Consider the following 21,863-nt stretch of genomic DNA (forward strand, 5'->3'; position numbering starts at 1 on the left):
CATCCGCGCCGCTCAAGCCCGAAAGGCAGCCCAGGGATTTTGCTTTAAGGCAGAGAACGGATTCTAAGCGAGCAGGTAAGCAATCTTCGCGAAAGACTGCAGCGGAGTCGGGTTGGAAACAGGACGTTTCCAACCGCCCATTGAGAACAAGTGCGAAAGCAGTGCTTTCGAGGAGCGATTTGGGCGGCGTCCCGACGGAGCGGAGGTCTTGAGCGATTAGATTGCTCCGCGCGGCTTATGGAGTGAACGCCGAAAGCAAAATCCTGGAGAATCCCGGAGAATCCTAGAGATTCCGACTCAAACGCCCAGATAGAACTATCTCCCAAACCGCTGACTGAGCCGTGCGAGCTCCCGCTCAGCCCCCCGCATCACATCCTGAACAATATCAGCCGCCGGTTCAATCTTATGAACCGCTCCGGCGATTTGCCCGGACATCACGGACCCGTTCTGGGTATCTCCTTCCACCATGGCCAAGCGCAGCTTTCCTGCACCCATTTTTTCCAGAACGTCCGGAGCCGTTCCCGTTTTTTCCAATTGCTCGAATTCCCGGGTTAATTTATTGCCCAGGCAGCGGACAGGGTGGCCCGTGGAGCGCCCTGTAATGACAGTGTCCCGATCCTTGGCCTTGAGTATCATTTCTTTGACCTTAGGGGAAATGGTACACTCTTCCGCACACATGAAACGGGTTCCCATCTGTACCCCCTCTGCACCTAGAGCTAAGGCCGCCACCATTCCCCGTCCGTCGTAAATTCCCCCGGCGGCAACGATAGGAATACTTACGGCATCCACCACCTGAGGTACCAAAGGAAGTGTGCTGATCTCACCAATATGGCCCCCGGATTCCATGCCTTCAGCGATCAGAGCATCGACCCCCGCTTTTTCCAAGCGTTTGGCCAAAGCCACAGAAGCCACTACCGGGATTATTTTCGTTCCCACCTCTTTGAGCATGGGAATGTATTTTCCTGGATTGCCCGCTCCCGTAGTAATGACAGGAACCCGCTCCTCCACAATCACTTGCATCACATCATCTACAAAAGGAGACATGAGCATTACATTGACACCATAAGGCTTGCCGGTTACCTTTTTAATCTTATGGATTTCCTGGCGCAGCCAATCTGCAGGAGCTTGCCCGGCGCCGATGATTCCTAAGCCCCCTGCTTCCGACACCGCCGCAGCAAGTTCTCCTGTGGCTGTCCAAGCCATCCCTCCTTGAAAAATAGGATACTCAATGCCGATGAGATCACAAATTTTTGTTTTTATCACTGACTAAACCCCTCTCTTGGACCACTTGACTACGGCGGCTCCCCAGGTTAGTCCTCCGCCAAAGCCCACCATTACCATAATATCTCCATAGTTTAAACGTCCGCTCCGTGCCGCTTCATCCAGGGCCACAGGAATCGAAGCCGCGGACATATTCCCATATCTGTCCAGATTGACAATCACTTTCTTAGAATCAATACCCAGGCGTTTGATTGCCGAATCCACAATGCGGGTATTGGCCTGATGAGGAATAAGGCAATCCACATCCCCGATCCCTAAACCTGCTTTTTCCAGAGCTTTTAAAGCGGTCTCACCCATAACGCGGACGGCAAATTTGAACACTTCACTTCCAGCCATATGGATGGTATGCATTTTCTTTTCCACTGTTTCTATGGAGGCAGGGTGCATGGAGCCACCTCCCGGCATAGCTAAAAGGCTGCCCCCCGAACCATCCATACCCAGATCATAGCCTAAGAATCCATAACCCTCTTCCACTTGCTGCAAAACTGCCGCACCGGCTCCGTCCCCAAACAGGATGCAGGTTCCCCGGTCTTCCCAGTTCAAAATCTTGCTTAAGGTTTCGCCGCCAATCACCAGGGCATTTTTATAGATACCGGAAGCAATAAATTGAGCGGCAGTAGCTACTCCGTACAAAAATCCCGTACAGGCAGCCTGCATGTCAAAGCCTGCAGCCTTTTTTGCTCCGAGACGTTCAGCAACAATACAGGCTGTAGCCGGAAAAGTAAAATCTGGAGTTATGGTAGCGATGATAATTAAATCCAGCTCTTCCGGAGGTAGTTTTGCATCCTCCAAGGCCCGCAATGCCGCCTGATAGCAAAGCTCAGAGACCGGAGTCTCAGGATCCACGATATGCCGTTCCTTAATCCCCGTCCTGCTGACAATCCATTCGTCATTGGTATCTACCATTTGTTCCAGATCAAAATTCGTTAAAACCTTGTCGGGTACATATGAACCTGTGCCCACGATTCCTACACTAATCATGATGCTTCCTTCTTTCCTGAGTACAATAATCTATCAGCAGCCTACTCCTGTGGGACGGTAAATCGTGGCAATTCTTTCCTGATCTCCTCAATAAAACCGCTCTCAATACATTCTTTAGCTACGCGGATAGCATTAAATATGGCCTTCTCGTTAGAACTGCCATGGGAAATAATGCTGATGCCATTAACTCCAAGCAGGGGGGCCCCTCCATATTCCGCATAATCCATCATTTTGGCGATTTCTTTTAACCCGGGTTTAATGGCCAAAGCCCCCAGTTTACGCAGGGGTGTGGAGGTTATTTTCTCTTTAATCAGTTGAAAGAGCGCTCCAGCCAATCCTTCGGTGGTCTTTAATACCACATTCCCAACGAATCCTTCGCAGACTACCACATCCGCCGCCTGACCGTAAGGTATAGCCCGGCCTTCCACATTCCCGATAAAATTTAAGGGAGCTTTTTGGAGGAGGAGATAGGCGGCTTGGGTCAGTTCATTCCCTTTGGTCTCTTCCGTTCCAATATTTAAAAGCCCCACTTTGGGATTTTCGATACCCAGGATGCTCTCCGCATAAATGCTTCCCATCATAGCGTACTGGAGGAGATGTTCCGGTTTGGCGTCGGGATTGGCCCCCACATCAAGCAGGAGCTTTCCTCCTTCTAATGTAGGCAGCACGGTCACGATGGCCGGTCGATCAATCCCTTTGATGCGGCCCAAACCAAGTAAGGACGCCGCCATTTGCGCCCCTGTGCTTCCTGCACTCACCAAAGCATCAGCTTCTCCCTCTTTCACTAAACGGGTGGCCACAACGATGGAGGAATCCTTTTTTCTGCGCACGGCTTGAGCCGGATGCTCATCCATTCCTACCACCTCAGCGGCTTCCTTGATGCGCACCTTAGCCGGCAATTCACCCTGAGGCAGAAATTCCTTGATAAGCTCAGGTTGCCCGACTAAAATGATCTCTATATCAAAATATTCTATACTTCGCAATGCTCCTTTGACAATCTCTCCCGGGGCATGATCCCCTCCCATGGCGTCTACAGCGATTCTTATCATATGAACTCTCCCTTCTTACACTTCCAAGGGCTTTTCGACGGCAAAAACTACCCAAGTCCCGGTCAAAACAATGTCTTGGTTCACATGGGATGTAATCTCAACCCAGTACTTATTCCCTTTGCTCCGCAGGACTTTTCCCTCAGCCAAGACCATTTCTCCATAACGAACTGGACGTAAAAACTTCATATCCACGCTTCCTGTGACCACAATCTCTGCATCCACAAGGGCAATAGCCAGGGAATTGGCCTGAGCAAACAAATGATGTCCCCGAGTGACTCGTGCTTTGCTTAAAACCATGGATTCTTCAATCTTAAGTAGGGTGGAACCAGATTCTCCAATATGAAGCTCCCGGAGCTCCCCAACCAGCTCAGCTTCTCCTAAAGACTTTAGGGTGTCATAAGCTTCATGAGCGACAGCGCGAGTCCGTTCCCGAAGCTCAGGGATATTGAGTTCCGTCCGGTCCAAACGAATTGTGGAGACGCTTACCCCAAAATGCCTGGCAAGCTCTTCATCTGTAGAAAATGGATTCTTTTCAATTTCCTCTCGTAACGCTTGATGGCGTTCATGTTTATGATGTCTTGTCATAATACCACCAACTTTTATTATTTTACGACCTGGTACTAATATTATATCTTAGGTTGATTCTGATGACAAGCAGCAACCCTTCTACGAATCATGATACTTTAAAATTAGAAGAAAAACGACACAAAATACTAAAGAAAACCCGGCTTCGCCACGAAGGCACTGCCTTCGCACTTGTTGCTTTATATTTTCTGATAGTAAAAAAAAGAAGCCCACTTGGCTTCTCTCTTTTTACCTTATTCACCCATGGAAATAACTTCTTTGGCTTTATAAAAACCGCAGCTTGGGCAAACATGATGAGGCATTTTAGGTTTATGGCATTGGGGGCATTCGATGTGGTTTGGTGCAGTTAACTTCCACATAGCCCGGCGTTTACGTACTCTGGATTTGGATTGGCGATGTTGAGCAACACCCATTGATTACACCCCCTTTAAACTTTCGAATAATCAATCTTCACGAGACCAGTTGGCCAGTGCAGCAAAACGCGGATCAATGTTATCCTGGATACACTCGCAAGATTTTACATTAAGATTCGCACCGCAAACAGGACACAACCCTTTACACTCGGAAGAACAGATAAACCTCATTGGCAAGGCCAACACGATTTGCTCAAGAATATGCTCTGTGAGTTCGATCTCATCCTTATGGAAAATCAGCGCCGTCTCCAATTGCTCTTCCGTAGCTTGGGGAGCGAAGACCCATTCATCCTCATAATCCTGATGGATCTGATAGTGAAAAGGTTCGAGACAGCAGCCACACTGAGCCTTAATCTCAGTCTCAATCGACCCATTAACAACCAAAGATTTCCCCGTGTTGTTCACCTGAAGTTGAACGTGTACAGGAGCGACAAAATCCACCCCCTCAAGTTCAGATTCAAAGGCCGAAAAATCTTCCTTTAAATCAAAATGAGCAGTTCCATTTTCATCACGGCGAATTTGAGCGACATTAATATTCACAATGACCACTCCAATACACAACCATTATTATAATTTGCAGGATTTTCTTTGTCAAGGAAAACTCCTTACCCCTTCTTAACAATATCCAAAGTGTCCAAAGCAATCATCAGCTCTTCATTCGTAGGAATGACGAGTACACGACAGGTTGCCTCAGGTGTGGAAATATCAGTTTCTTGCCCACGGACTTTATTCTTTTCCAGATCCAGTTTGGCACCGAGGTATTGAAGGCCATCCACGACTGCTTCCCGCATCTCCGCGGAATTTTCACCTAAACCGGCAGTAAAGATAATGGCGTCTACCCCACCTAAGACGGCCGCATAGGAGCCGATATATTTTTTCACATCATGAGCAAAGACATCAAGCGCTAAGGCGGCACGGTAGTTTCCTTGATCACGAGCTTGTTCAATATCTCTAAAATCACTGCTCACTCCGGAAAGACCAAGCACTCCGCATTTCTTATTCAGGAAATCGTTGACTTCATCTGATGACAAGTTTTCTTTTTGTTGGATGAAGGAAACAATGGCCGGATCTAAGTCCCCGGAGCGAGTCCCCATCATTAAGCCTTCCAAAGGGGTAAAACCCATAGAAGTTTCAATGGATTTACCATCTTTAATAGCGGTAATAGAAGATCCGTTACCTAAGTGACAGCTAATCAGATTCAAACCTTCAACTGGACGATTGAGGAGTTTTGCTGCCCGTTGACTTACATATTTATGTGAAGTCCCATGAAAACCATATTTACGGATTTTGTACTTTTCATAAAGTTCATAGGGCAATCCGTAGAGGTAGGCATGAGGGGGCATGGTTTGGTGAAAGGCAGTATCAAAGACTGCCACTTGAGGCACTCCCGGCATTAATTTTTGACAGGCCTCAATTCCTGCAATATTGGGGGGATTGTGAAGAGGTGCCAATTCGATGCACTCTTCGAGAGCTTGCATGACTTCATCCGTAATCAATACGGAACTGGCAAATTTTTCACCGCCATGAACCACACGGTGACCCACGGAACCGATTTCCTCAAGACTTTTCACTACCCCATATTCAGGATTCACTAAGGCATCCAGAACCATTTGAATAGCTACCGTATGATTAGGAATTTCCGCAGTGATGATTTCTTTTTCCCCATCAGCCGGACGGTGTGTCAGCACTGCACCCGGAAGTCCGATCCGCTCCACTAAACCTTTTGCGATCGGTGTTTGAGTATCCATGTCCAATAATTGATATTTCAGCGAGGAACTCCCACAGTTAATAACAAGAATCTTCACTATTGATTACCCCCTATTTTTCTTTTCCACCCATTTTTTCTTTTGTCTCTTTTCTTTGTCTTTTTTCGCCCTAACTCACATCGTCTGAAAAGAGCTTTTACTCTAGGCAAAGTTCTTCTTTTTCATTTTACCCAGAAAGAGACTTTTTCTTTTGTTTTTTTAAAAAATAATACAAATTCGTGTGAATCTCTCTTTATATCATCACACGATAAAGGAAACTTGCATCTGGTGGAGTTTCAATTCCATCTGATGCCTAGTTGACTTATCCACGTAGTGGAAAACACCCTAATAAGTTTAACATAATTCGCTTGCATTTCAATAGTCAGTGGAAATTTCGAACAATTTCAAAAAGTTTCGACTTTGCTGCAGTTCTTCCCAAGGCAATGGCCTCTGCGGCCAAATCAAATTGCAAAACGCCTATATGACCGACTTCGGGCTGTATCAGTACATCAGCCTTTTCTTTTTGAGTGCTGAAAGCCTCTTCCTCTAAGATTTCAAGAGCTTGCAGCATGACATCCATTGCCGTATTAAGCTTCGTGGAAAGCCCCTTCTTTACATCCACTGCCAATACTTTCTCTGCTCCCATGTCCTTAACCACTTGAATGGGCAAACGGTTTTTTACAGCCCCATCCACAAAGAGCCGGCCTTGATAGGGATAAGGTTTGAAGACACCAGGAATGGAGATGCTGGCCCGCACAGCATGAGCTATACTGCCTTCCCTAAAAACAATCCCTTCCCCTGTTTCAATATCCGTAGCGACAATAGCCAAGGGAGTCTTCAGCTCTTCAAAGGTTAGGTTCTTGGTTAAAAGGCGCATAGCCTCAAGGATTTTTTCTCCTTTAATGAGGCCATCCCGAGATACGGAAAGATCCAAAAGCATCTTACTAAAACCCTGGTAAGTAATGAGCTGCTCCAACCGGTAGAGATCCGTCCCCGCTGCCCAAAGGGCGCCAAATACAGCACCGATGCTGCACCCCACGATATAATCTACCTTGACGGATTCTTCTTCCAGGACCTGCAAAAAACCCAGGTGCGCCAACCCCCGTGCTCCCCCTGCTCCCAGAACTAAGCCTTTGGCCATAGCCACCCCCCCTGTGATCAAAACTTCTTCTAATAGACCTCCTTTCTCCATATATATTTATGTGGAAGGGCGGGTGAGATATGGCTTCTATCTTTCGGGTTATTCCCTTTTTTCTTTTAGCCCTAGGAATGTTCTATTACCCACAAGAAGTGGTTCGTTCGGCAGCGGATGGTCTTTCCTTATGGTGGCATTACGTACTTCCTGCACTGCTGCCCTTCTTTATTCTTTCTGAACTCCTTCTTGCTTCCGGCTTTGTTCACTTCATGGGAGTATTGATGGAGCCTTTAATGCGTCCGGTATTCCGTTTACCCGGTCAGGCTTCCTTTGTGGTAGCTATGAGCCTCACCTCTGGTATCCCCATCGGGGCGATCCTTACGACAAGACTGTGCAAGGAAAATGCTCTCACCCAAATAGAAGGGGAGCGGCTCTTAACCTTTACCTGCAACCCCAGCCCAGGATTCATGTTTGGAGCTGTGGCTTCAAGTATGCTGTTAAAGCCGGAATTGGGAATCGTCTTGGTAGGATCCGTTTACTTAGGCAACCTCTTGGTAGGCATTCTCTTTCGCTTTTACGGAGCTCAGAAAGCATCCCCCTCGCCTGCTTCTGCCTCCCTCAGCCGAGCCTTTATAGAGTTAAGAAAAGCTCAAGGTCAGGATTCACGGCCTTTTGGTCAAATGTTCGGGGATGCAGTACGTCAAAGTGTCAATACCATCCTTGTGGTGGGAGGTTTTATTGTTTTTTTCTCTGTACTGGTGAATATGCTTGAAACCTATCACATAACTCATTGCATCGGCATCTTCATCCATTGGCTATCCGGCGGCTTGATTACCAGCCAGGAAGTCTCAGCTTTGATGAACGGAGTGTTGGAGGCAACCTTAGGCTGTCGTTCAGTTATAGACTCCTTTTCCAGCCTTAATCTCAAGGTTGGACTTCTTGCTGCCGTTTTGGGATGGGGAGGGTTATCCACCTTTGCCCAGGTCGCCAGCTTTACCGGTACTGCGGGTTTACGGCTGCTGCCCTTTGTCATAGGAAGGATCCTTCACTCCATCCTCGCTTTGGTTTTAAGCCAGTTGTTCTTAAATCTTATGAAGATCCCTGTCTTTGATCTACACCTCGCTCCCGGTCCCTCTGGGTTCATGGAGACCTGGCAAATGAGCTCTTGGGTTTTCTGTGGAATTATGCTCTTCTTCTTGCTGCTCAGCCTGGGAATCCGAGTCTTTTATTCACTGAAATAACTTCTAATTTCCATGATATCACATTTGTAATAAAATGCACATACTCTAGCCTGAAAAAGGGTACCCTTAGGTATCCCTTATTCTCTTGCCTCTGCGGCTTTGTCCTCTGTGAGGATATACGAAACTAGGCTTCAGAAACAAGTGCGATAGTTCCACCGGAACTATCGGGAGTCAAGACTCCACCTGAGCTGAATTTCCTTTATCGTTCGGCTTTTCCCTTTGATCACGTTTGGCCAGATTCCGCAGTTCCTCCCGATTGCGGCGGACTGCCTGCAGCGTCTCAGCCACATTTTGTTCCACTTGGAGGAGCATTTCATCGGTGTACTGAATGGCACCTAATTTAACTTCTTTAGCATAAACCTGGGCTTGACGGGCAATATCTTCAGCGTAAACTTGAGCTTGCTTCACAACCTCGCTCTCTTCAGCCATTTTCTCTATGTAAGTTTTTCCACGTTCCAGCAGTCGCTCCGCTTCCGATTGAGCCTCATCTATGATCTTTTGTCTTTCCGACAATACCCATTTGGCGTTCTGAAGCTCCTCAGGAAGAGCGGCTCTTACCCGATCAATCAAATCAAAAACCACATTATCATCTACCAATACTTTTCCGGTCATCGGGATCTTCGTTCCCCGATCCACGATTTCTTCTAATTCATCAAGTAATGCTAATACATCATTTTCCAAGGCTATCCTCTCCAATCTGTTCATTCCATTCTTTGCAGATACCAGATCTTTGTATCTCCGTATTCCCCTGTTTTTTTAATTTCAAAGGGTTCGTAACTCTCCAGATTTTCATCCTTTGCCGTTTCGACGATGATCACACCCGAGTAGGTAAGCCGGCAAGGCTCCGCCAAAAGCTTTATGGCTTTCTCCGCCAGGCCTCGATGGTATGGCGGGTCAACAAAAATCAAATCAAAGACCTCTTCTCCATGCTGCTCAAGATAAGTAAAGGCATCCATAGTTACGAGCCTGGCATTTTCTACCCCCATATGTTCAATATTCTCACGAATAATGTGTTGCGCCGTGTGGCTTTTTTCAATCAGTACCGCTTCTTTTGCCCCCCGCGACAAGGCTTCCAGAGCTAAATTTCCCGTGCCTGAGAACAAATCCAAGACTCGGGCACCTGCGATTTTTTCCCGCAGCACATTGAAAATAGCTCCCTTAATCTTGTCGGCTGTTGGCCGGGTGTTCATTCCGGGAACAGTTTTCAGACGCTGCCCACGGTAATATCCGGCAATAATCCGCATATAGTCTTCACTCCGTTCGAGTGGGGTTGTACAGAAAGTATCAATTTTATTTCAGCATAAGTATAACACAATCTTCTAAATTCTTCCCTAAAAATCTTGAATAAAAGCATTTTTGCTGTAAATACTAAAATTGGTCGTCGAGATTTTTAATTCGGGACCTTTCCCCCATCCAGTTCTTCCTTTCGTTTTCTCCTCATTGGTCACTGGTCGCGAGGGCCAGTGATTTTTTTTACACTATCAGAAAGTATAAACTTGCGTTATATACTTTCTAAGCATAAGGGCAACCAACGACTTCGCTTCACTGGAGGTATGGGTTAAAGGCTCGGCGAAGCCGGGTTTTCTTTAACGGATATTGAAATTTAAGGAGGATATTATTTTGGAAAAAGCAGATCTACTTCGCGCCTTTAATGTTAATATCGATCTGGCCGTTGAAGCCCATGAATTATTGAGGGGAGATGCGGAAACCGAGATACCGGGTGTGAGCATGGAGAAAGAAGAACTTGAACATGCCACTGTGACAACGATTAAAATTTTGAATGAGCAAGGGATTCAGGAAATGGGACGTCCTAAAGGAACCTATATCACCATCGATGTCCCGGAGGTTCATGACAACAATTACTTAATCCACCAGGATATTACCAAGACCCTCTCCGATAAACTTTCTGAGTTAATGAACTTACCCGAAGAGGCCAGCATTCTCTTAGTCGGCTTGGGCAATTGGAATGCCACTCCCGATGCTTTAGGTCCTCAAGTTATTGATAAAAGTCTTGTAACTCGTCATTTATTTAATTATACACCGGAAGAACTGCGGGGCAAACTGCGGAAAGTCAGCGCTATAGCTCCCGGAGTTCTGGGTATCACCGGCATCGAAACAGCCGAAATCATTCGCGGCATCGTGGAACATGTTAAGCCCGATCTGGTGATCGCCATCGATGCTTTAGCCGCAGGCTCCCTGGAACGCATCGGGACGAGCATCCAAATCTCCGATACGGGAATTTCGCCGGGTGCCGGTGTAGGGAATCGCCGCACAGGAATCAATGAAGAGACCTTAGGTTGCCGAGTCATCGCCATCGGTCTTCCTACTGTCATGAATGCTGCGATCATCGCCAACAATTGTCTGGAATCCCTTCTGGATGAGTTAAAGACCAGTCCATCTCTTTACCGGCTTTACAAAGAATTCAGCCCCAAATCCTTTGAGCAGATTCTGGAAAAAGCTCTGTATCCCTATCACAACAATCTCATGGTCACTCCCAAAGAAATCGATTCCCTGATTGAGACCACCGCCCGCATTATCGCCGGAGCTTTAGGCATGAGCCTCCATCCCGGTATCAGCGTCGAGGAATATCAGATGTATATGCAATAACAAGAAGAGAGCGATAACTTCGCTCTCTTTTGCTGAATCCATACTATTAGGTATTAGGGAACTTCTTATGCTTACGATTTGCGATGCCGATTTCCTGAGCCACTTCATACTTGAATTGCTCTAAAGCAGCACTGAGTACAGGTTGATTTGTTTGTTTGGTATCTGCCATACGTAAGCCCTCCTCTTATTTTCTTTAATTTTAGGGCAGACCTACATCGCCGCCCTAATCAATTTACTTCACTTTACTTTTATTATCTTCTAAGAAGGTCATAATATTCCCGACAATAGCTGGTGAAGCTGGAATTTAATGAAGACCAATGTCTTCTAAAGAAAAAAATTGATCGCATTCTTGCCATACTCTGGGATAGCTGTCAGGGTGGGCGAGAACTTTTTGTGCCAATTGATAAGCCTGTTCCACAAGACGCCCATCACGGGACAAATCTGCCAGACGTAATTCCATAATCCCATGCTGCCTTGTCCCCAGCAATTCTCCTGCTCCCCGGATCTTTAAGTCTTCTTCGGCAATCTTAAAGCCATCCTGAGTCTCACAAAGAACATCGAGACGGCGGCTGCTTTTCGCATCGGACAAGAGGAAACAATAGGACTGCTCCCCGCCCCTGCCCACTCTTCCTCTGAGCTGGTGCAACTGGGCTAAACCAAAGCGTTCCGCTCCTTCGATGACCATCACGGTAGCATTGGGAACATTGACTCCCACTTCCACCACAGTAGTGGAGACCAGGATATCTACTTCCCCTTTCTGGAAGGCCGCCATGATCTCTTCTTTTTGAACCCCTTTCATACGGCCGTGAAGCAAACTTATCCGGCGGTTAGGGAACCGCTCCTGCAAGGATTCAAACCGCTCTGTAGCCGAAATCAGATCTACGTTTTCCGATTCTTCCACGAGAGGACATACCACATAGATTTGTCGGCCCTTTTCCATCTGCTCTTCCATAAACTTTTCCAGGCTTGACCGACCCCGTTCCGTTAATTTTCGCGTCATGATGGGCTTACGGCCCTGGGGCATTTCATCCAAAGCGGAGAGCTGGAGATCGCCATAGAGGGTCAGGGCCAATGTCCGGGGAATCGGAGTGGCGGTAAGAACCAGGACGTGAGGATTCTCACCTTTGGTCTGGAGGGAAGTTCTCTGCTTCACTCCAAAACGATGCTGTTCATCGGTAATGGCTAATCCCAGGGAGTGAAATTGAACACTTTCTTGGATTAATGCATGAGTTCCGACGATGACATGAGCTTTGCCGTAGGCTATTTCGGCAAGAATCTTATCCCTTTCACTTTTGGTCTGACTGCCCAAAAGGCAAACAACATGAAGCCCAAGGGGGTTAAAGGCAGCCTCCAGAGATTGGTAATGCTGTAAGGCTAAAATCTCAGTGGGAGCCATCATAGCACCCTGGTAGCCTGAACCTACAGCCATCAATAAGGCTGCCATAGCCACTGCCGTCTTGCCTGAGCCCACATCTCCCTGGACCAGACGGGCCATACCCTGTGTATTGGCCATATCCCGAAAGATTTCTTCAATTACCCGCTTTTGGGCATGGGTCAGTTCAAAGGGCAAGTTCGCGAAAAACTTCTGAACCAAGCTCTCTCCGCCCTTGAGCTGAGGGCTGTTTTCCCTTTGTACCCCAGCTCTTAAGCGTGCGACGGCCAGTTGCAGAAAAAGGACCTCTTCAAAAACCAATCGTTCACGTGCCTGACCCAAACTGTGGAGGGACCGGGGAAAATGAATCTCTTGATAGGCCTGGGCACGGAGAACCCATCGTTTTCCTTCCTCTGGAGGTAAAAACTCGGGAAACAGCTCCGGAGCCTGATCTAAAACTCCCTGAACAATGCTTCGTATCACTTTGGAGGAAAGCCGGGCTGTTTCGGAATAGACGGGAACGATACCCGCCGGCTGTGCTGCTCCCGCCTTTTGAATATCGGTAGCCTGGATTTCAGGAACCCGCTGCTGCCACCGGACCTTTCCCGTAACAATAACGGGCGTTCCTACGGGGAATTGTTTGAGGATATAGGTTTGGTTAAACCAGACTCCGTAGACTAAGCGGCCATCCTGCTCAATGCTGAGCTTAACCACCTTCATCTTACCCCTGGCGATTTGCCCGGCCACTACTTTTCCAGCAACGGATGCGAATTCTCCATCCTTAAGTTCCCCAATACGGCGCAAACTTCTGTCTTCATAACGACGGGGAAAATAAAAAAAGAGATCCTTTACCGTATGTAAACCGATTTGGGCCAGGAGCTTCGCCCGTTCCGGCCCCACTCCTTTAAGAAACTGCAAAGAGCGGGGTGGAGTGGGCCTGGTGAGTCTCTCTTTTTTATCGGAGCCGGGGGGCTCGGAGGCAGGGGGGATATCCGATGGCTTCGGTTGTTGCGGTTGTTTAGATATGCCTGGCCCGCCATATTCCAGGTTTACAGGTTTCAAGGAATCATAAACCGGAGGAGCTTGGCCTTGAGCCTCTAATTCCTCATGTTCTTCGATAAAGCGGCGAAGATGGGCTAAAGCCTGACGGCGCTGTAAAGGGCTCCAGTCCTTATAGTGGTTGGTAATATCCTTAAGTACATTAAAATCTCCGTCCTTCTCCAATTGCTCCAAGCGACTGAGAATCCCTTTTAAAAAGAGATGAAATCCACCGATGACTCCCGTATTGCAGCAGCCTTGTTTTTCTTCTGCGGCAATCGCTCGTTGGAGATGATTCAGGACTATTTTTCCTTGGTTTCCGATCATAAGAATTCCGCCTGAATTCTTTGCCCGGTTGGGGTGATGGCTAATCCTCCCTGAGCCGTTTCCCGGAGAGAACAGGGCATACTTTTACCGATTTCGTTCATGGCATCAATGACTTCGTCTAAAGGAATCGCACTTTCTATTCCAGCCAGAGCCATCTCCGCTGCGGTAAGAGCCACTGTGGCTGCGGTAGCATTGCGTTTGACACAGGGGACTTCCACAAGACCGGCTACAGGGTCACAAACCAGACCTAGGAAGGATTTGATAGCTATGGCTGCAGCGTGGACACAAGCTTTGGGGCTCCCCCCTGCCAATTCTGCCGCTGCCGCTGCGGCCATTCCCGCAGCGGAGCCGATCTCGGCCTGGCACCCACCTTCCGCTCCTGAGACATTGGCCCGGTCGGCAATGATCATGCCGATTCCGGCAGCACAAAAAAGGGCCGTCACCACTTCTTCCTCGGAATATCCAAGGGCTTCCTCAGCAGTTAGAAGTACTGCCGGAAGTACACCACAGGACCCGGCCGTAGGAGATGCCACGATTTTACCCATACTGGCATTGACCTCCACCACCGCTAAGGCTCTGGCGATAGCTCCATTGACCCGCTCTCCGATTAAGCTCTTTCCGGAACGACGCAAAGTTTCTACTTTAAGGGCTTCTCCGCCCACCAATCCTGATAAGGACTTTCTTTCTCCCGTCAGTCCGCTTTGAACAGCTTCCCTCATAACCTGAAGATTGACGGCCATTCTTTTTCTTAACTCATCCTGACTTTTCTCTGCCTCTTCAGCTTGCTCCTTCAAGACGATTTCGCCAAGCGTCTTCCCTTCTTCTTCAGCCAGGGCTAGATAATCCATGGTGGAACGCATGAACTTCCCTCCTAATTACACCCTTCGGTAGTTAGTTATTTGTATAAAAACAAGGATTGATCTGAATACCATTATTCCAGGGGTTCTATAGCCATGGCCTGGTTCACAGCCGGAAGCTTTTTGATCAGAGCCAAGGCTGCCGGATCGATGGCTTGATCCGTCTCAATAATCATCAGAGCGTGAGCCCCTTTTTTCTCTCTGGAAACTCGCATTTGGGCGATATTGATCTGAGTTGAGGCGATCAAGGAAGTGACCTGGGCTACCACACCGGGCAGATCTTTTTGCAGAACCACTAAGGTATGATAATCCCCCATGATCTCTACCTTAAATTGATCAATTCCGCCAATGATTATCCGGCCGCCGCCTATGGAGGAACCCACGACTTCCACCTCTTGTCCCGCCTTGGCTTTTAACCTGATCTTGACAGTATTGGGATGCACATCTCCCAAGTCTCCCGTATTAAAACTAACGGCGATTCCCTGCTCTTTAGCAATCTCTAAGGCTTGGGGGATCCTTTCGTCGTCCGTATGCATTCCTAAAAGTCCGGCAGCTAAAGCGAGATTTGTCCCGTGCCCCTTGCCGGTCTCCGCAAAGGAGCCATGAAGGGTTAACACAGCTTCAATGATCTGACCGCCGCATATCTTTCTGGCCATGGCCCCCAGCCGTACCGCTCCTGCAGTATGTGAGCTGGAGGGACCGACCATAACCGGGCCGATCAAATCAAAAACGGTACTCCGTCCCATAGCAATCTCTCCCTACTCATCGTCTTGGTCTTCATTGTAAAAACCCCTCCGGATGGCTCCGGAGGGTATTGTTCATTGCCTATTATTCTACCCCGAAAATATAATAATACAGGGGTTGATGGCCGGGATAAAGCTCCAGCTCGATATGGGGAGCTTCAGCTTCAATCCATGCTCTAAGCTCTTCAGCTTGTTCTTCGGAAACGTCTTCACCGTAGAAAACCGTAAGCAAATCATGTTCTTTCCAATTCATTTTGCTCAAGGTCTCTTGGGCGACCTGAAGGCGTTCTTTTCCCGTAACTTGGATAATATCTTCAATCAGGCCCAGGATATCCCCTGCTTTGATCTCTAAGTCACCGAACTGAGAATCCCGGACGGCATAAGTGACTTCTCCTGATTTGATCAGGGACAGCCCCTCTTCCATATTCCTGGCATTCTCATCAGCCTCACCATAAGGATTATAATTGACTAAGGCGGAAATACCCTGAGGGATGGATTTGGTCGGGATAATAAACACATTGCGATCTGTAACAATATCTTGAACTTGGCGGGCAGCCATCACGATATTGCCGTTGTTAGGCAATATATAAACATTTTTAGCGGGAACCTTGCGAACCGCTTCCACTAAATTCTCCGTGCTGGGATTCATAGTTTGGCCACCAAAAATGACTTCATCCACACCTAAGCTTTTAAAGACCTCTGCAATCCCTTCACCCATGGCTACCGCCACGATACCGTGCTCTTTCTCTTCCCTGGGGCCAGGTTCTTGCTCTTGACCGGTTCTTTCCAGGTTTTCCTCCGGAATTTCTTCCATCTTTTGAGCATGGGCCATCGCTTCATTTTGGGCTAACATATTATGAATCGCTACCTCATGAAGGGATCCCCATCGGATGGCATAATCCGAAATCTGTCCAGGATTCTTGACATGAACGTGAATCTTTACCACTTCTTCTGTGCCTACAACCAAAAGGGAATCTCCACGCGCCATTAAGTCTTCACGGATTTTTTCAACTTGGAGGTTCTTGCCTTTAACTAAGAATTCCGTACAATATGGGAACTCCAGATCCTCTACTGCAGTAATTCCCCGCATCATTTGGGGTTCAGCTTGTGGAGCGGAGAGAACTTCTTCCTCTTCAATTTCCTGGCCTTCCAGTGCTGCAATCCAACCACTCAATATAATGAGAAACCCTTGCCCTCCAGCGTCCACCACCCCGGCTTGCTTCAAGGTGGGAAGCATATCCGGTGTTTTCTCCAGGGTAAGCTGTCCGCGCATATAGGCATCCTTCAGAACCTTCAAAGGATCTGAGCCTTGTTTGGCGCTGCTTTGTGCCCCTTTCGCCACTTCCCGGGCTACCGTCAGAATAGTTCCCTCAACAGGTTTCATTACGGCTTTATAGGCAGTGTCTACACCCATCTGTAATGCCTGGGCGATTTGCTGCCCGCCGGCTTGTTTATGCCCCTCAAGACCTTTAGCAATACCCCGCAGAAGCTGGGATAAAATAACCCCGGAGTTCCCACGAGCGCCCATCAGGGAACCCATAGAGACTGCAGCAGCGACTTCAGCTATGGTCGCCCCCGAAGTCTTATCGGCATCCTTCACAGCCGATTGAATCGTAAAATTCATATTCGTTCCGGTATCGCCATCAGGTACGGGGAAAACATTCAATGCATCCACATCATGCTTCTTACGTTCCAATGCTCTCGCACCGGAGCGCATCATTTGTTTCCACTGTTGTCCTGTAATCATATTGCCTATATCTCCATTCAAAATAATCCCCCTACTCTTCAGAACCTATTCCAAGACACGGACACCTTGGACATTGACATTGACTTGCGCTACCTTTAGGCCGGTTAGATTTTCAGTGGTATAGCGAACCCTTTCTATAACATTGGCAGCCACCTCAGAAATCTTAACTCCATAACCTACAATAATATACAAATCAATGACGACCTGATTATCATCGATGGATACGACAACTCCACGGGCTAAATTTTCGCGGCCCAGGAGCTCGGAGAACTTATCCGAAGATTTTCGGGAAGCCATCCCCACAAGACCATAACATTCGACTGCAGCAGCGCCGGCTATCGTCGCAATAACCTCTTCAGAGATATCGATTTTCCCCAAATTATTATTAATCTCTTTACCCATATACAAGGACCTCCCTTTATCGGCATGTGTCCATATCGTCACTATTTTACCAAGTATTAATGAAATGTTCAAAGAAAATTATGCTAATACGCAATTAATATTATATCTACGTTTTTATTATATTCAACTTGTACAGTTTTTGGATATATTTCAGGAAAATAAAGCCGGTAAAAAAGATTTAACTATCTTTCAACGAAAAGGTTCGGAAAAACCTTGCCAATCCAGTAAACATTTGATAGAATACATAGGTATCATTTCCGGTGTAAAGGAGGTAAGAGCATGGCTAATGTATGTGCTATTTGCGGAAAAGGGGTTGCTTCAGGTATTCAGGTCAGCCACTCCCATATCCGGACAAAGCGGACTTGGAAACCTAACCTGCAAAGGGTTCACGCCATCGTCAACGGCACTCCGACCCGGATCAGTGTTTGCACCAGATGCTTACGTTCCGGTAAAGTTCAACGTGCAGTATAATGTCTCAATTCCATCACATATATTGTAAACTTGGCTGATATCGTTATAACGGTATCAGCTTTAGTTTTTTAGAGCCCGAGGAAACTCGGGCTCTTTTCCTTTTAGCTTGCCCCCAAAAAGATCCTATAAGCTAATTCTCCAGGATTTTGCTTTACACCGGTCGCTCCATAAGCTGCGCGGACAAAACTAACGCTCAAGCCCTCCGCTCCGAAAGGTGCCCCGCCAAATCGCTCCTGCTTAATGGCGGGTTGGAAACGTCCTGTTTCCAACCTTTCTCCGCTGCATGCTTTTCGCGAAGTTTTGTTTCCGCTCGCTTAAATCCGCTCTCTTCTGTAAAGCAAAATCCTTGGGCTGCCTTTCGAGTTTGAGCGGTGCAGCTCCTTCGAAAAGACCCCAAAAACAGAACCGGCAAGGACCCATAAGTGTAGCTTTACGTACAAAAGCGAACGGATTTAGCGGAAGGGCGGCCGGGTCAACAAAGCTTTCTTAACGTAGCGGAGCCACCGGTTCACATCAGGTATTACCCAGAGGTTTGGCGTAGCTGTTAAGAAAGCTTGTTCACCAGCCCTGAAGCTATGGAGTAAGTGTTGTGCGTAAAGCTACACGACCCGGGCCTTTGATGCCACCATCGTATAGGCTCTACTTCACCTGCTCATAAAGCTCACGCAGATCCTCTTCGTTGAAACGGTAATGCTCATTGCAGAAATGGCACACGAGCTCAGCCTGTTTGTCCTCGAGAAGTTCTTCAAAGCCTTCTTTCCCGATACTGATCAATGTCTCGCTTACCCGTTCTTTGGAGCAGGTGCATTTGTATTGCACCGGCCTTTTTTCCAGAACACGATAGTCCAGATCTCCTATGAGCTCCCGGACTAATTCTTCCATAGTGGTACTGTCTGCAGCAATTTGACTGATACCTTGAATCCGAGCCAGCAGTGCTTCCAGAGCTTGGACACTCTCTTCAGAGGCATTCGGTAATAATTGGAACAGCATTCCGGCAGCTCCAGCCACATGGGAATCCTTCCCTACCATCACGCCCAGAAGGGCGGCGGATCGTACCTGCTCAGAATTAAGCAGATAATGAACCAAATCATCGGCAATTTCTCCACTGACCAAGGGAACCATCCCTGTATAGCTTTCCCCATTGGCCAGGCTGCGGCTTACCACAAATTCTCCGGCACCTACGGCACCGGATACATCCAGTTTCCCTTTAGAGTTTAAAGGGAGCTCCACCTGAGGTTCCTGAACATAGCCTCGAACCTCTCCTTGAGGGTTGCCTACGGCAACCACCCCTCCCAAAGGGCCATCCCCAAGAAGCCGTAAGGTAATGGCCTCCTCTGCTTTCATCGAGCTGGCCAGGAGCAAGGATGCTCCCATAAGCCGTCCTAATGCCGCGGTGGCTACAGGTGTTGTGTGATGGCGGTTAGCCGCCTCTTCCACAGTGTTGGTCATCCCTACGGCAACCCAGCGAACCTCTCCATTTCCCAGGGTGCCCAGCCATAATTCATCTGAATATTTGTTGTTCATCTTTTCTATCAACCTCATTCAACACAATTGCTTTATTCGTAAACACAAGTTCTTTGTCCATTGATCACTATGGATGGACCGAATTAAAACCCACGAATCATCTTATGTTATCAGGGCTCAACATGACGATCAGAGCCGTTCCTTCCGAGACTTCTACTATTGCATCTTCCCCCAAAAAAACATTGCTTATCCCTCGGGGAGATTCTTGATACAAAATCTCTTGATAAAGAGGATAATAGAGGCCCTCGGTCCGCACGACGGCCTTTTCCGTCACAGGTATAACCGATACTTTTTGCCCTTTTTTCCCTATCAATTTTCCTTGCCCCTCCAAGAGCCAAAGCTCTTGATCAGGCCCTTTCATGCGAATCCGAAATCCTCTTTTTAAGAAGCCCCGCAAAAGAAAGAGATTCCCCAACAAATGATCGATTCGCCCTCCAATTGCCCCCAGCAGAAAGATCTCTTTGATCTCCTGGTCTTGCGATCCTGCCTTTTCCTCCTGCTCAATTAGTTTGGCAGCATACTCCAAAGCCAGCTCCAGGTCTGTCTCATCTTTTTCGGCGGGATAGCTAAGGATAGCAGTTCCCTTTTTACGACAGATTTCCATGGTCTCAGGCTCAGTGGAATCGAGATCACCGACCAAAGCATCCGGAATATAGTCCGCTTGGACGATATGATTCCCCCCACCGTCCGCCGCGATAAGCCGGTCATAAGAAGCCAGCTCCCGTTTACCCCATTCCTGATCCCATTCTCCATTGGCTACTACGGCAATTCTCACCTTACGTCACCCCTTATAACCTTGGGCGGCTTCCCGGAGGTCTTGAACTGCTCGGGCTGGATCAGGATGGGCAAATACCGCCGCCCCGGCAACCAGGACATTGGCCCCGGCTTTGACCACAGCAGGAGCCGTGTCAAGATTGATTCCTCCATCTACCTCAATTGCGCAGGAAGATTGCATCTGATCGAGATGCCGATGAAGAATTTCGATCTTGGGAAGAACCGCGGGGATAAACTTCTGCCCCCCAAAGCCCGGATTAACGCTCATAATCAAAACCATATCCAATTCATCGAGGATGTACTTAAGCCCATCCAGAGGTGTAGCCGGATTAATGGAAACCCCTGCGGTAAGACCCAATCCCTTAATCTGTTGGATAGCACGATGGATATGAGGCGTTGCTTCCAAATGTACAGTAATATGATCCGCCCCGGCTTTAGCAAATTCCTCAATATAGCGTTCCGGATTCTCAATCATTAAATGAACATCGAAGCGCATCTTAGAATGAGGCCGCAGAGCTTTAACCACTAAAGGACCAATCGTAATGTTGGGGACAAAATGCCCATCCATCACATCAATATGTAAGACCTCAGCCCCTGCTTTCTCTACTAAGGCGACTTGATCCCCTAAACGGGCAAAGTCTGCCGATAAAATGGATGGTGCAATTTTTATCATCCTAATATCTCCTCTCAGCTGCAATAACTTCCTCTAAAAACTGACAATAGTGTTCATAGCGGGATTGTTGAATTTCTCCTGCTTCCATCGCAGCTTTTACTGCGCAATTCGGCTCCTTATGATGCTGGCAATCCGCAAAGCGGCATTCTCCTGCATCCTGAAACTCCCTGAAATAATCCGTCAGTTCTTCCCGCTTCATATGGGGAAGATAGAGAGAAGAGAACCCAGGGGTATCGGCCAACAGCCCTTCCCCGCAAACCATAAGTTCCACATGGCGGGTCGTATGACGGCCGCGTTTCAGCTTGCGGCTGACATCCCCGGTTTTTAGTTCCAAGCCGGGGGATAAGGCATTCACAAGGCTGGACTTCCCTACACCGGAAGGACCTGCCAGAACGTTCACCTTGCCGTTAATATGCTCTTGCAATTCAGCCAATCCTTCCCCGGTCTTTGTGGACACCTTGACCAGCTCATATCCCAGCTCCCGATAGAAATCCAACCCATCTGCCGGAAAGGTATTTCCCGCAGTGTTTTTTTCCTCCAGGCTCCCTAAGTCGATTTTATTTAATATGATAATGGGTTTAATCTGAGATGCTGCAACTTGAACGATGAGCCGATCGAGCAAGTTCAGATCAGGCGTAGGAGACACACAGGCAAAGACAAGAAAGGCCTGATCCACATTGGCTATGGTCGGCCTAACCAAGGAGTTACGGCGAGTCTCCACTTCTTCAATCGTTCCTTTATTCCCTGTTCCCGGTAAAATCTTCACCCGGTCTCCCGGCAGAAATTCTTGATTGCGAATGCGAAAGCGACCGCGCAGGGAACATTCCCATACCCGGCCTTCCGCAAACACATAATAAAATCCACTGTATCCCTTGAGTAATATTCCAGAAATCATGCG

Annotated in this window: 25 protein-coding genes; 4 read left to right on the forward strand and 21 right to left on the reverse strand. The window is 47.9% G+C overall.

The features are described 5' to 3' along the window. On the forward strand, positions 1 to 212 hold a 212-nt coding region (locus tag DESPCE1_RS23530), incomplete at its 5' end, for a hypothetical protein (RefSeq protein ID WP_084813877.1). Positions 213 to 315: 103 nt separating this feature from the next. Here DESPCE1_RS23530 and fabK read toward each other — a convergent pair. From fabK to DESPCE1_RS0116065, 8 genes are all read right to left on the reverse strand, one after another. Next, complete coding sequence (gene fabK / locus DESPCE1_RS0116030) at positions 316 to 1,263, reverse strand: enoyl-[acyl-carrier-protein] reductase FabK (protein WP_014795048.1); 948 nt, start codon at positions 1,261 to 1,263, stop codon at positions 316 to 318. Between the two features lie 3 nt (positions 1,264 to 1,266). After that, a complete protein-coding gene (locus DESPCE1_RS0116035; RefSeq protein ID WP_014795049.1) occupies positions 1,267 to 2,262 on the reverse strand; it encodes a beta-ketoacyl-ACP synthase III in 996 nt (331 codons plus the stop codon). A 41-nt stretch (positions 2,263 to 2,303) separates the two neighbouring features. Then, positions 2,304 to 3,308 (reverse strand): phosphate acyltransferase PlsX, encoded by a 1,005-nt coding sequence (gene plsX, locus DESPCE1_RS0116040; protein WP_028305601.1) that lies wholly within the window; start codon positions 3,306 to 3,308, stop codon positions 2,304 to 2,306. Between the two features lie 18 nt (positions 3,309 to 3,326). Then, the gene (gene fapR, locus DESPCE1_RS0116045) at positions 3,327 to 3,896 is read right to left on the reverse strand and encodes a transcription factor FapR (RefSeq protein ID WP_014795051.1); all 570 of its coding nucleotides are present in this window, start codon (positions 3,894 to 3,896) and stop codon (positions 3,327 to 3,329) included. Between the two features lie 233 nt (positions 3,897 to 4,129). Next, positions 4,130 to 4,309: a 50S ribosomal protein L32 gene (rpmF, locus tag DESPCE1_RS21555; protein WP_014795052.1), complete on the reverse strand. Its 180-nt coding sequence runs from the start codon at positions 4,307 to 4,309 to the stop codon at positions 4,130 to 4,132. A gap of 30 nt (positions 4,310 to 4,339) precedes the next feature. Then, complete coding sequence (locus DESPCE1_RS0116055) at positions 4,340 to 4,849, reverse strand: DUF177 domain-containing protein (RefSeq protein WP_014795053.1); 510 nt, start codon at positions 4,847 to 4,849, stop codon at positions 4,340 to 4,342. 65 nt (positions 4,850 to 4,914) lie between these two features. Next, complete coding sequence (locus DESPCE1_RS0116060) at positions 4,915 to 6,114, reverse strand: acetate kinase (protein WP_014795054.1); 1,200 nt, start codon at positions 6,112 to 6,114, stop codon at positions 4,915 to 4,917. A gap of 322 nt (positions 6,115 to 6,436) precedes the next feature. Next, the gene (locus DESPCE1_RS0116065) at positions 6,437 to 7,195 is read right to left on the reverse strand and encodes a patatin-like phospholipase family protein (RefSeq protein WP_014795055.1); all 759 of its coding nucleotides are present in this window, start codon (positions 7,193 to 7,195) and stop codon (positions 6,437 to 6,439) included. An 80-nt stretch (positions 7,196 to 7,275) separates the two neighbouring features. On the opposite strand from DESPCE1_RS0116065, the gene DESPCE1_RS0116070 reads away from it, so the two are divergent. Continuing rightward, positions 7,276 to 8,430: a nucleoside recognition domain-containing protein gene (locus DESPCE1_RS0116070; protein WP_019851045.1), complete on the forward strand. Its 1,155-nt coding sequence runs from the start codon at positions 7,276 to 7,278 to the stop codon at positions 8,428 to 8,430. 171 nt (positions 8,431 to 8,601) lie between these two features. Here DESPCE1_RS0116070 and DESPCE1_RS0116075 read toward each other — a convergent pair whose 3' ends face one another. Both DESPCE1_RS0116075 and rsmD read right to left on the reverse strand, forming a co-directional pair. After that, entirely contained in the window at positions 8,602 to 9,111 is a 510-nt protein-coding gene (locus DESPCE1_RS0116075; RefSeq protein ID WP_019851046.1) for a hypothetical protein, read from the reverse strand. 20 nt (positions 9,112 to 9,131) lie between these two features. Then, positions 9,132 to 9,719, reverse strand: coding sequence for a 16S rRNA (guanine(966)-N(2))-methyltransferase RsmD (gene rsmD, locus DESPCE1_RS0116080; protein ID WP_371200624.1), 588 nt, complete (start codon positions 9,717 to 9,719; stop codon positions 9,132 to 9,134). 331 nt (positions 9,720 to 10,050) lie between these two features. Here rsmD and gpr point away from each other — a divergent pair, with 331 nt between their 5' ends. Then, entirely contained in the window at positions 10,051 to 11,037 is a 987-nt protein-coding gene (gene gpr, locus DESPCE1_RS0116085; RefSeq protein WP_014795059.1) for a GPR endopeptidase, read from the forward strand. 46 nt (positions 11,038 to 11,083) lie between these two features. Here gpr and DESPCE1_RS0116090 read toward each other — a convergent pair whose 3' ends face one another. The 6 genes from DESPCE1_RS0116090 to DESPCE1_RS0116115 form a co-directional block, all read right to left on the reverse strand. Next, positions 11,084 to 11,206: a small, acid-soluble spore protein, alpha/beta type gene (locus DESPCE1_RS0116090; protein ID WP_005813383.1), complete on the reverse strand. Its 123-nt coding sequence runs from the start codon at positions 11,204 to 11,206 to the stop codon at positions 11,084 to 11,086. Positions 11,207 to 11,341: 135 nt separating this feature from the next. Continuing rightward, positions 11,342 to 13,774, reverse strand: coding sequence for an ATP-dependent DNA helicase RecG (gene recG / locus DESPCE1_RS0116095; RefSeq protein ID WP_019851048.1), 2,433 nt, complete (start codon positions 13,772 to 13,774; stop codon positions 11,342 to 11,344). Then, positions 13,771 to 14,634, reverse strand: a complete 864-nt coding sequence (gene sdaAA, locus DESPCE1_RS0116100; RefSeq protein ID WP_019851049.1) for an L-serine ammonia-lyase, iron-sulfur-dependent, subunit alpha — start codon at positions 14,632 to 14,634, stop codon at positions 13,771 to 13,773. Before sdaAA ends, recG begins: the two co-directional genes overlap by 4 nt. A 71-nt stretch (positions 14,635 to 14,705) precedes the next feature. After that, positions 14,706 to 15,377: an L-serine ammonia-lyase, iron-sulfur-dependent subunit beta gene (gene sdaAB, locus DESPCE1_RS0116105; RefSeq protein ID WP_014795062.1), complete on the reverse strand. Its 672-nt coding sequence runs from the start codon at positions 15,375 to 15,377 to the stop codon at positions 14,706 to 14,708. Between the two features lie 82 nt (positions 15,378 to 15,459). Next, the gene (locus DESPCE1_RS0116110; RefSeq protein ID WP_019851050.1) at positions 15,460 to 17,142 is read right to left on the reverse strand and encodes a DAK2 domain-containing protein; all 1,683 of its coding nucleotides are present in this window, start codon (positions 17,140 to 17,142) and stop codon (positions 15,460 to 15,462) included. Positions 17,143 to 17,166: 24 nt separating this feature from the next. Beyond that, positions 17,167 to 17,523, reverse strand: coding sequence for an Asp23/Gls24 family envelope stress response protein (locus DESPCE1_RS0116115; RefSeq protein ID WP_005813375.1), 357 nt, complete (start codon positions 17,521 to 17,523; stop codon positions 17,167 to 17,169). A 279-nt stretch (positions 17,524 to 17,802) separates the two neighbouring features. Between DESPCE1_RS0116115 and rpmB the strand changes: the two genes are divergently transcribed. Beyond that, on the forward strand, positions 17,803 to 17,994 hold the full coding sequence (gene rpmB, locus DESPCE1_RS0116120) for a 50S ribosomal protein L28 (RefSeq protein WP_005813371.1): 192 nt from the start codon (positions 17,803 to 17,805) through the stop codon (positions 17,992 to 17,994). A gap of 101 nt (positions 17,995 to 18,095) precedes the next feature. Here the strand turns inward: rpmB and DESPCE1_RS23400 are convergent, their stop codons facing one another. The 5 genes from DESPCE1_RS23400 to rsgA form a co-directional block, all read right to left on the reverse strand. Next, on the reverse strand, positions 18,096 to 18,263 hold the full coding sequence (locus DESPCE1_RS23400; RefSeq protein WP_019851051.1) for a hypothetical protein: 168 nt from the start codon (positions 18,261 to 18,263) through the stop codon (positions 18,096 to 18,098). A 370-nt stretch (positions 18,264 to 18,633) separates the two neighbouring features. After that, positions 18,634 to 19,518, reverse strand: a complete 885-nt coding sequence (gene hslO / locus DESPCE1_RS0116130; RefSeq protein ID WP_014795064.1) for an Hsp33 family molecular chaperone HslO — start codon at positions 19,516 to 19,518, stop codon at positions 18,634 to 18,636. A gap of 97 nt (positions 19,519 to 19,615) precedes the next feature. Then, positions 19,616 to 20,293, reverse strand: a complete 678-nt coding sequence (locus DESPCE1_RS0116135; RefSeq protein ID WP_014795065.1) for a thiamine diphosphokinase — start codon at positions 20,291 to 20,293, stop codon at positions 19,616 to 19,618. Positions 20,294 to 20,299: 6 nt separating this feature from the next. Further along, positions 20,300 to 20,965, reverse strand: a complete 666-nt coding sequence (gene rpe / locus DESPCE1_RS0116140; RefSeq protein WP_019851052.1) for a ribulose-phosphate 3-epimerase — start codon at positions 20,963 to 20,965, stop codon at positions 20,300 to 20,302. 1 nt (position 20,966) lies between these two features. After that, a complete protein-coding gene (gene rsgA, locus DESPCE1_RS0116145) occupies positions 20,967 to 21,860 on the reverse strand; it encodes a ribosome small subunit-dependent GTPase A (protein WP_014795067.1) in 894 nt (297 codons plus the stop codon). Positions 21,861 to 21,863: the final 3 nt, after the last annotated feature.

Origin of the sequence: Desulfitobacterium sp. PCE1, assembly GCF_000384015.1 — a bacterium.
Classification (GTDB): domain Bacteria; phylum Bacillota; class Desulfitobacteriia; order Desulfitobacteriales; family Desulfitobacteriaceae; genus Desulfitobacterium; species Desulfitobacterium dehalogenans.

Excerpts from the sequence above, each read along its gene's own strand:
- DESPCE1_RS0116035 (WP_014795049.1), bottom strand. The coding sequence starts at position 2,262 with ATGATTAGTGTAGGAATCGTGGGCACAGGTTCATATGTACCCGACAAG.
- fapR (WP_014795051.1), bottom strand. The coding sequence starts at position 3,896 with ATGACAAGACATCATAAACATGAACGCCATCAAGCGTTACGAGAGGAA.
- rpmF (WP_014795052.1), bottom strand. The coding sequence starts at position 4,309 with ATGGGTGTTGCTCAACATCGCCAATCCAAATCCAGAGTACGTAAACGC.
- DESPCE1_RS0116065 (WP_014795055.1), bottom strand. The coding sequence starts at position 7,195 with ATGGCCAAAGGCTTAGTTCTGGGAGCAGGGGGAGCACGGGGGTTGGCG.
- DESPCE1_RS0116070 (WP_019851045.1), top strand. The coding sequence starts at position 7,276 with ATGGCTTCTATCTTTCGGGTTATTCCCTTTTTTCTTTTAGCCCTAGGA.
- DESPCE1_RS0116090 (WP_005813383.1), bottom strand. The coding sequence starts at position 11,206 with ATGGCAGATACCAAACAAACAAATCAACCTGTACTCAGTGCTGCTTTA.
- recG (WP_019851048.1), bottom strand. The coding sequence starts at position 13,774 with ATGATCGGAAACCAAGGAAAAATAGTCCTGAATCATCTCCAACGAGCG.
- sdaAA (WP_019851049.1), bottom strand. The coding sequence starts at position 14,634 with ATGCGTTCCACCATGGATTATCTAGCCCTGGCTGAAGAAGAAGGGAAG.
- sdaAB (WP_014795062.1), bottom strand. The coding sequence starts at position 15,377 with ATGGGACGGAGTACCGTTTTTGATTTGATCGGCCCGGTTATGGTCGGT.
- DESPCE1_RS0116115 (WP_005813375.1), bottom strand. The coding sequence starts at position 17,523 with ATGGGTAAAGAGATTAATAATAATTTGGGGAAAATCGATATCTCTGAA.
- rpmB (WP_005813371.1), top strand. The coding sequence starts at position 17,803 with ATGGCTAATGTATGTGCTATTTGCGGAAAAGGGGTTGCTTCAGGTATT.
- hslO (WP_014795064.1), bottom strand. The coding sequence starts at position 19,518 with ATGAACAACAAATATTCAGATGAATTATGGCTGGGCACCCTGGGAAAT.
- rpe (WP_019851052.1), bottom strand. The coding sequence starts at position 20,965 with ATGATAAAAATTGCACCATCCATTTTATCGGCAGACTTTGCCCGTTTA.
- rsgA (WP_014795067.1), bottom strand. The coding sequence starts at position 21,860 with ATGATTTCTGGAATATTACTCAAGGGATACAGTGGATTTTATTATGTG.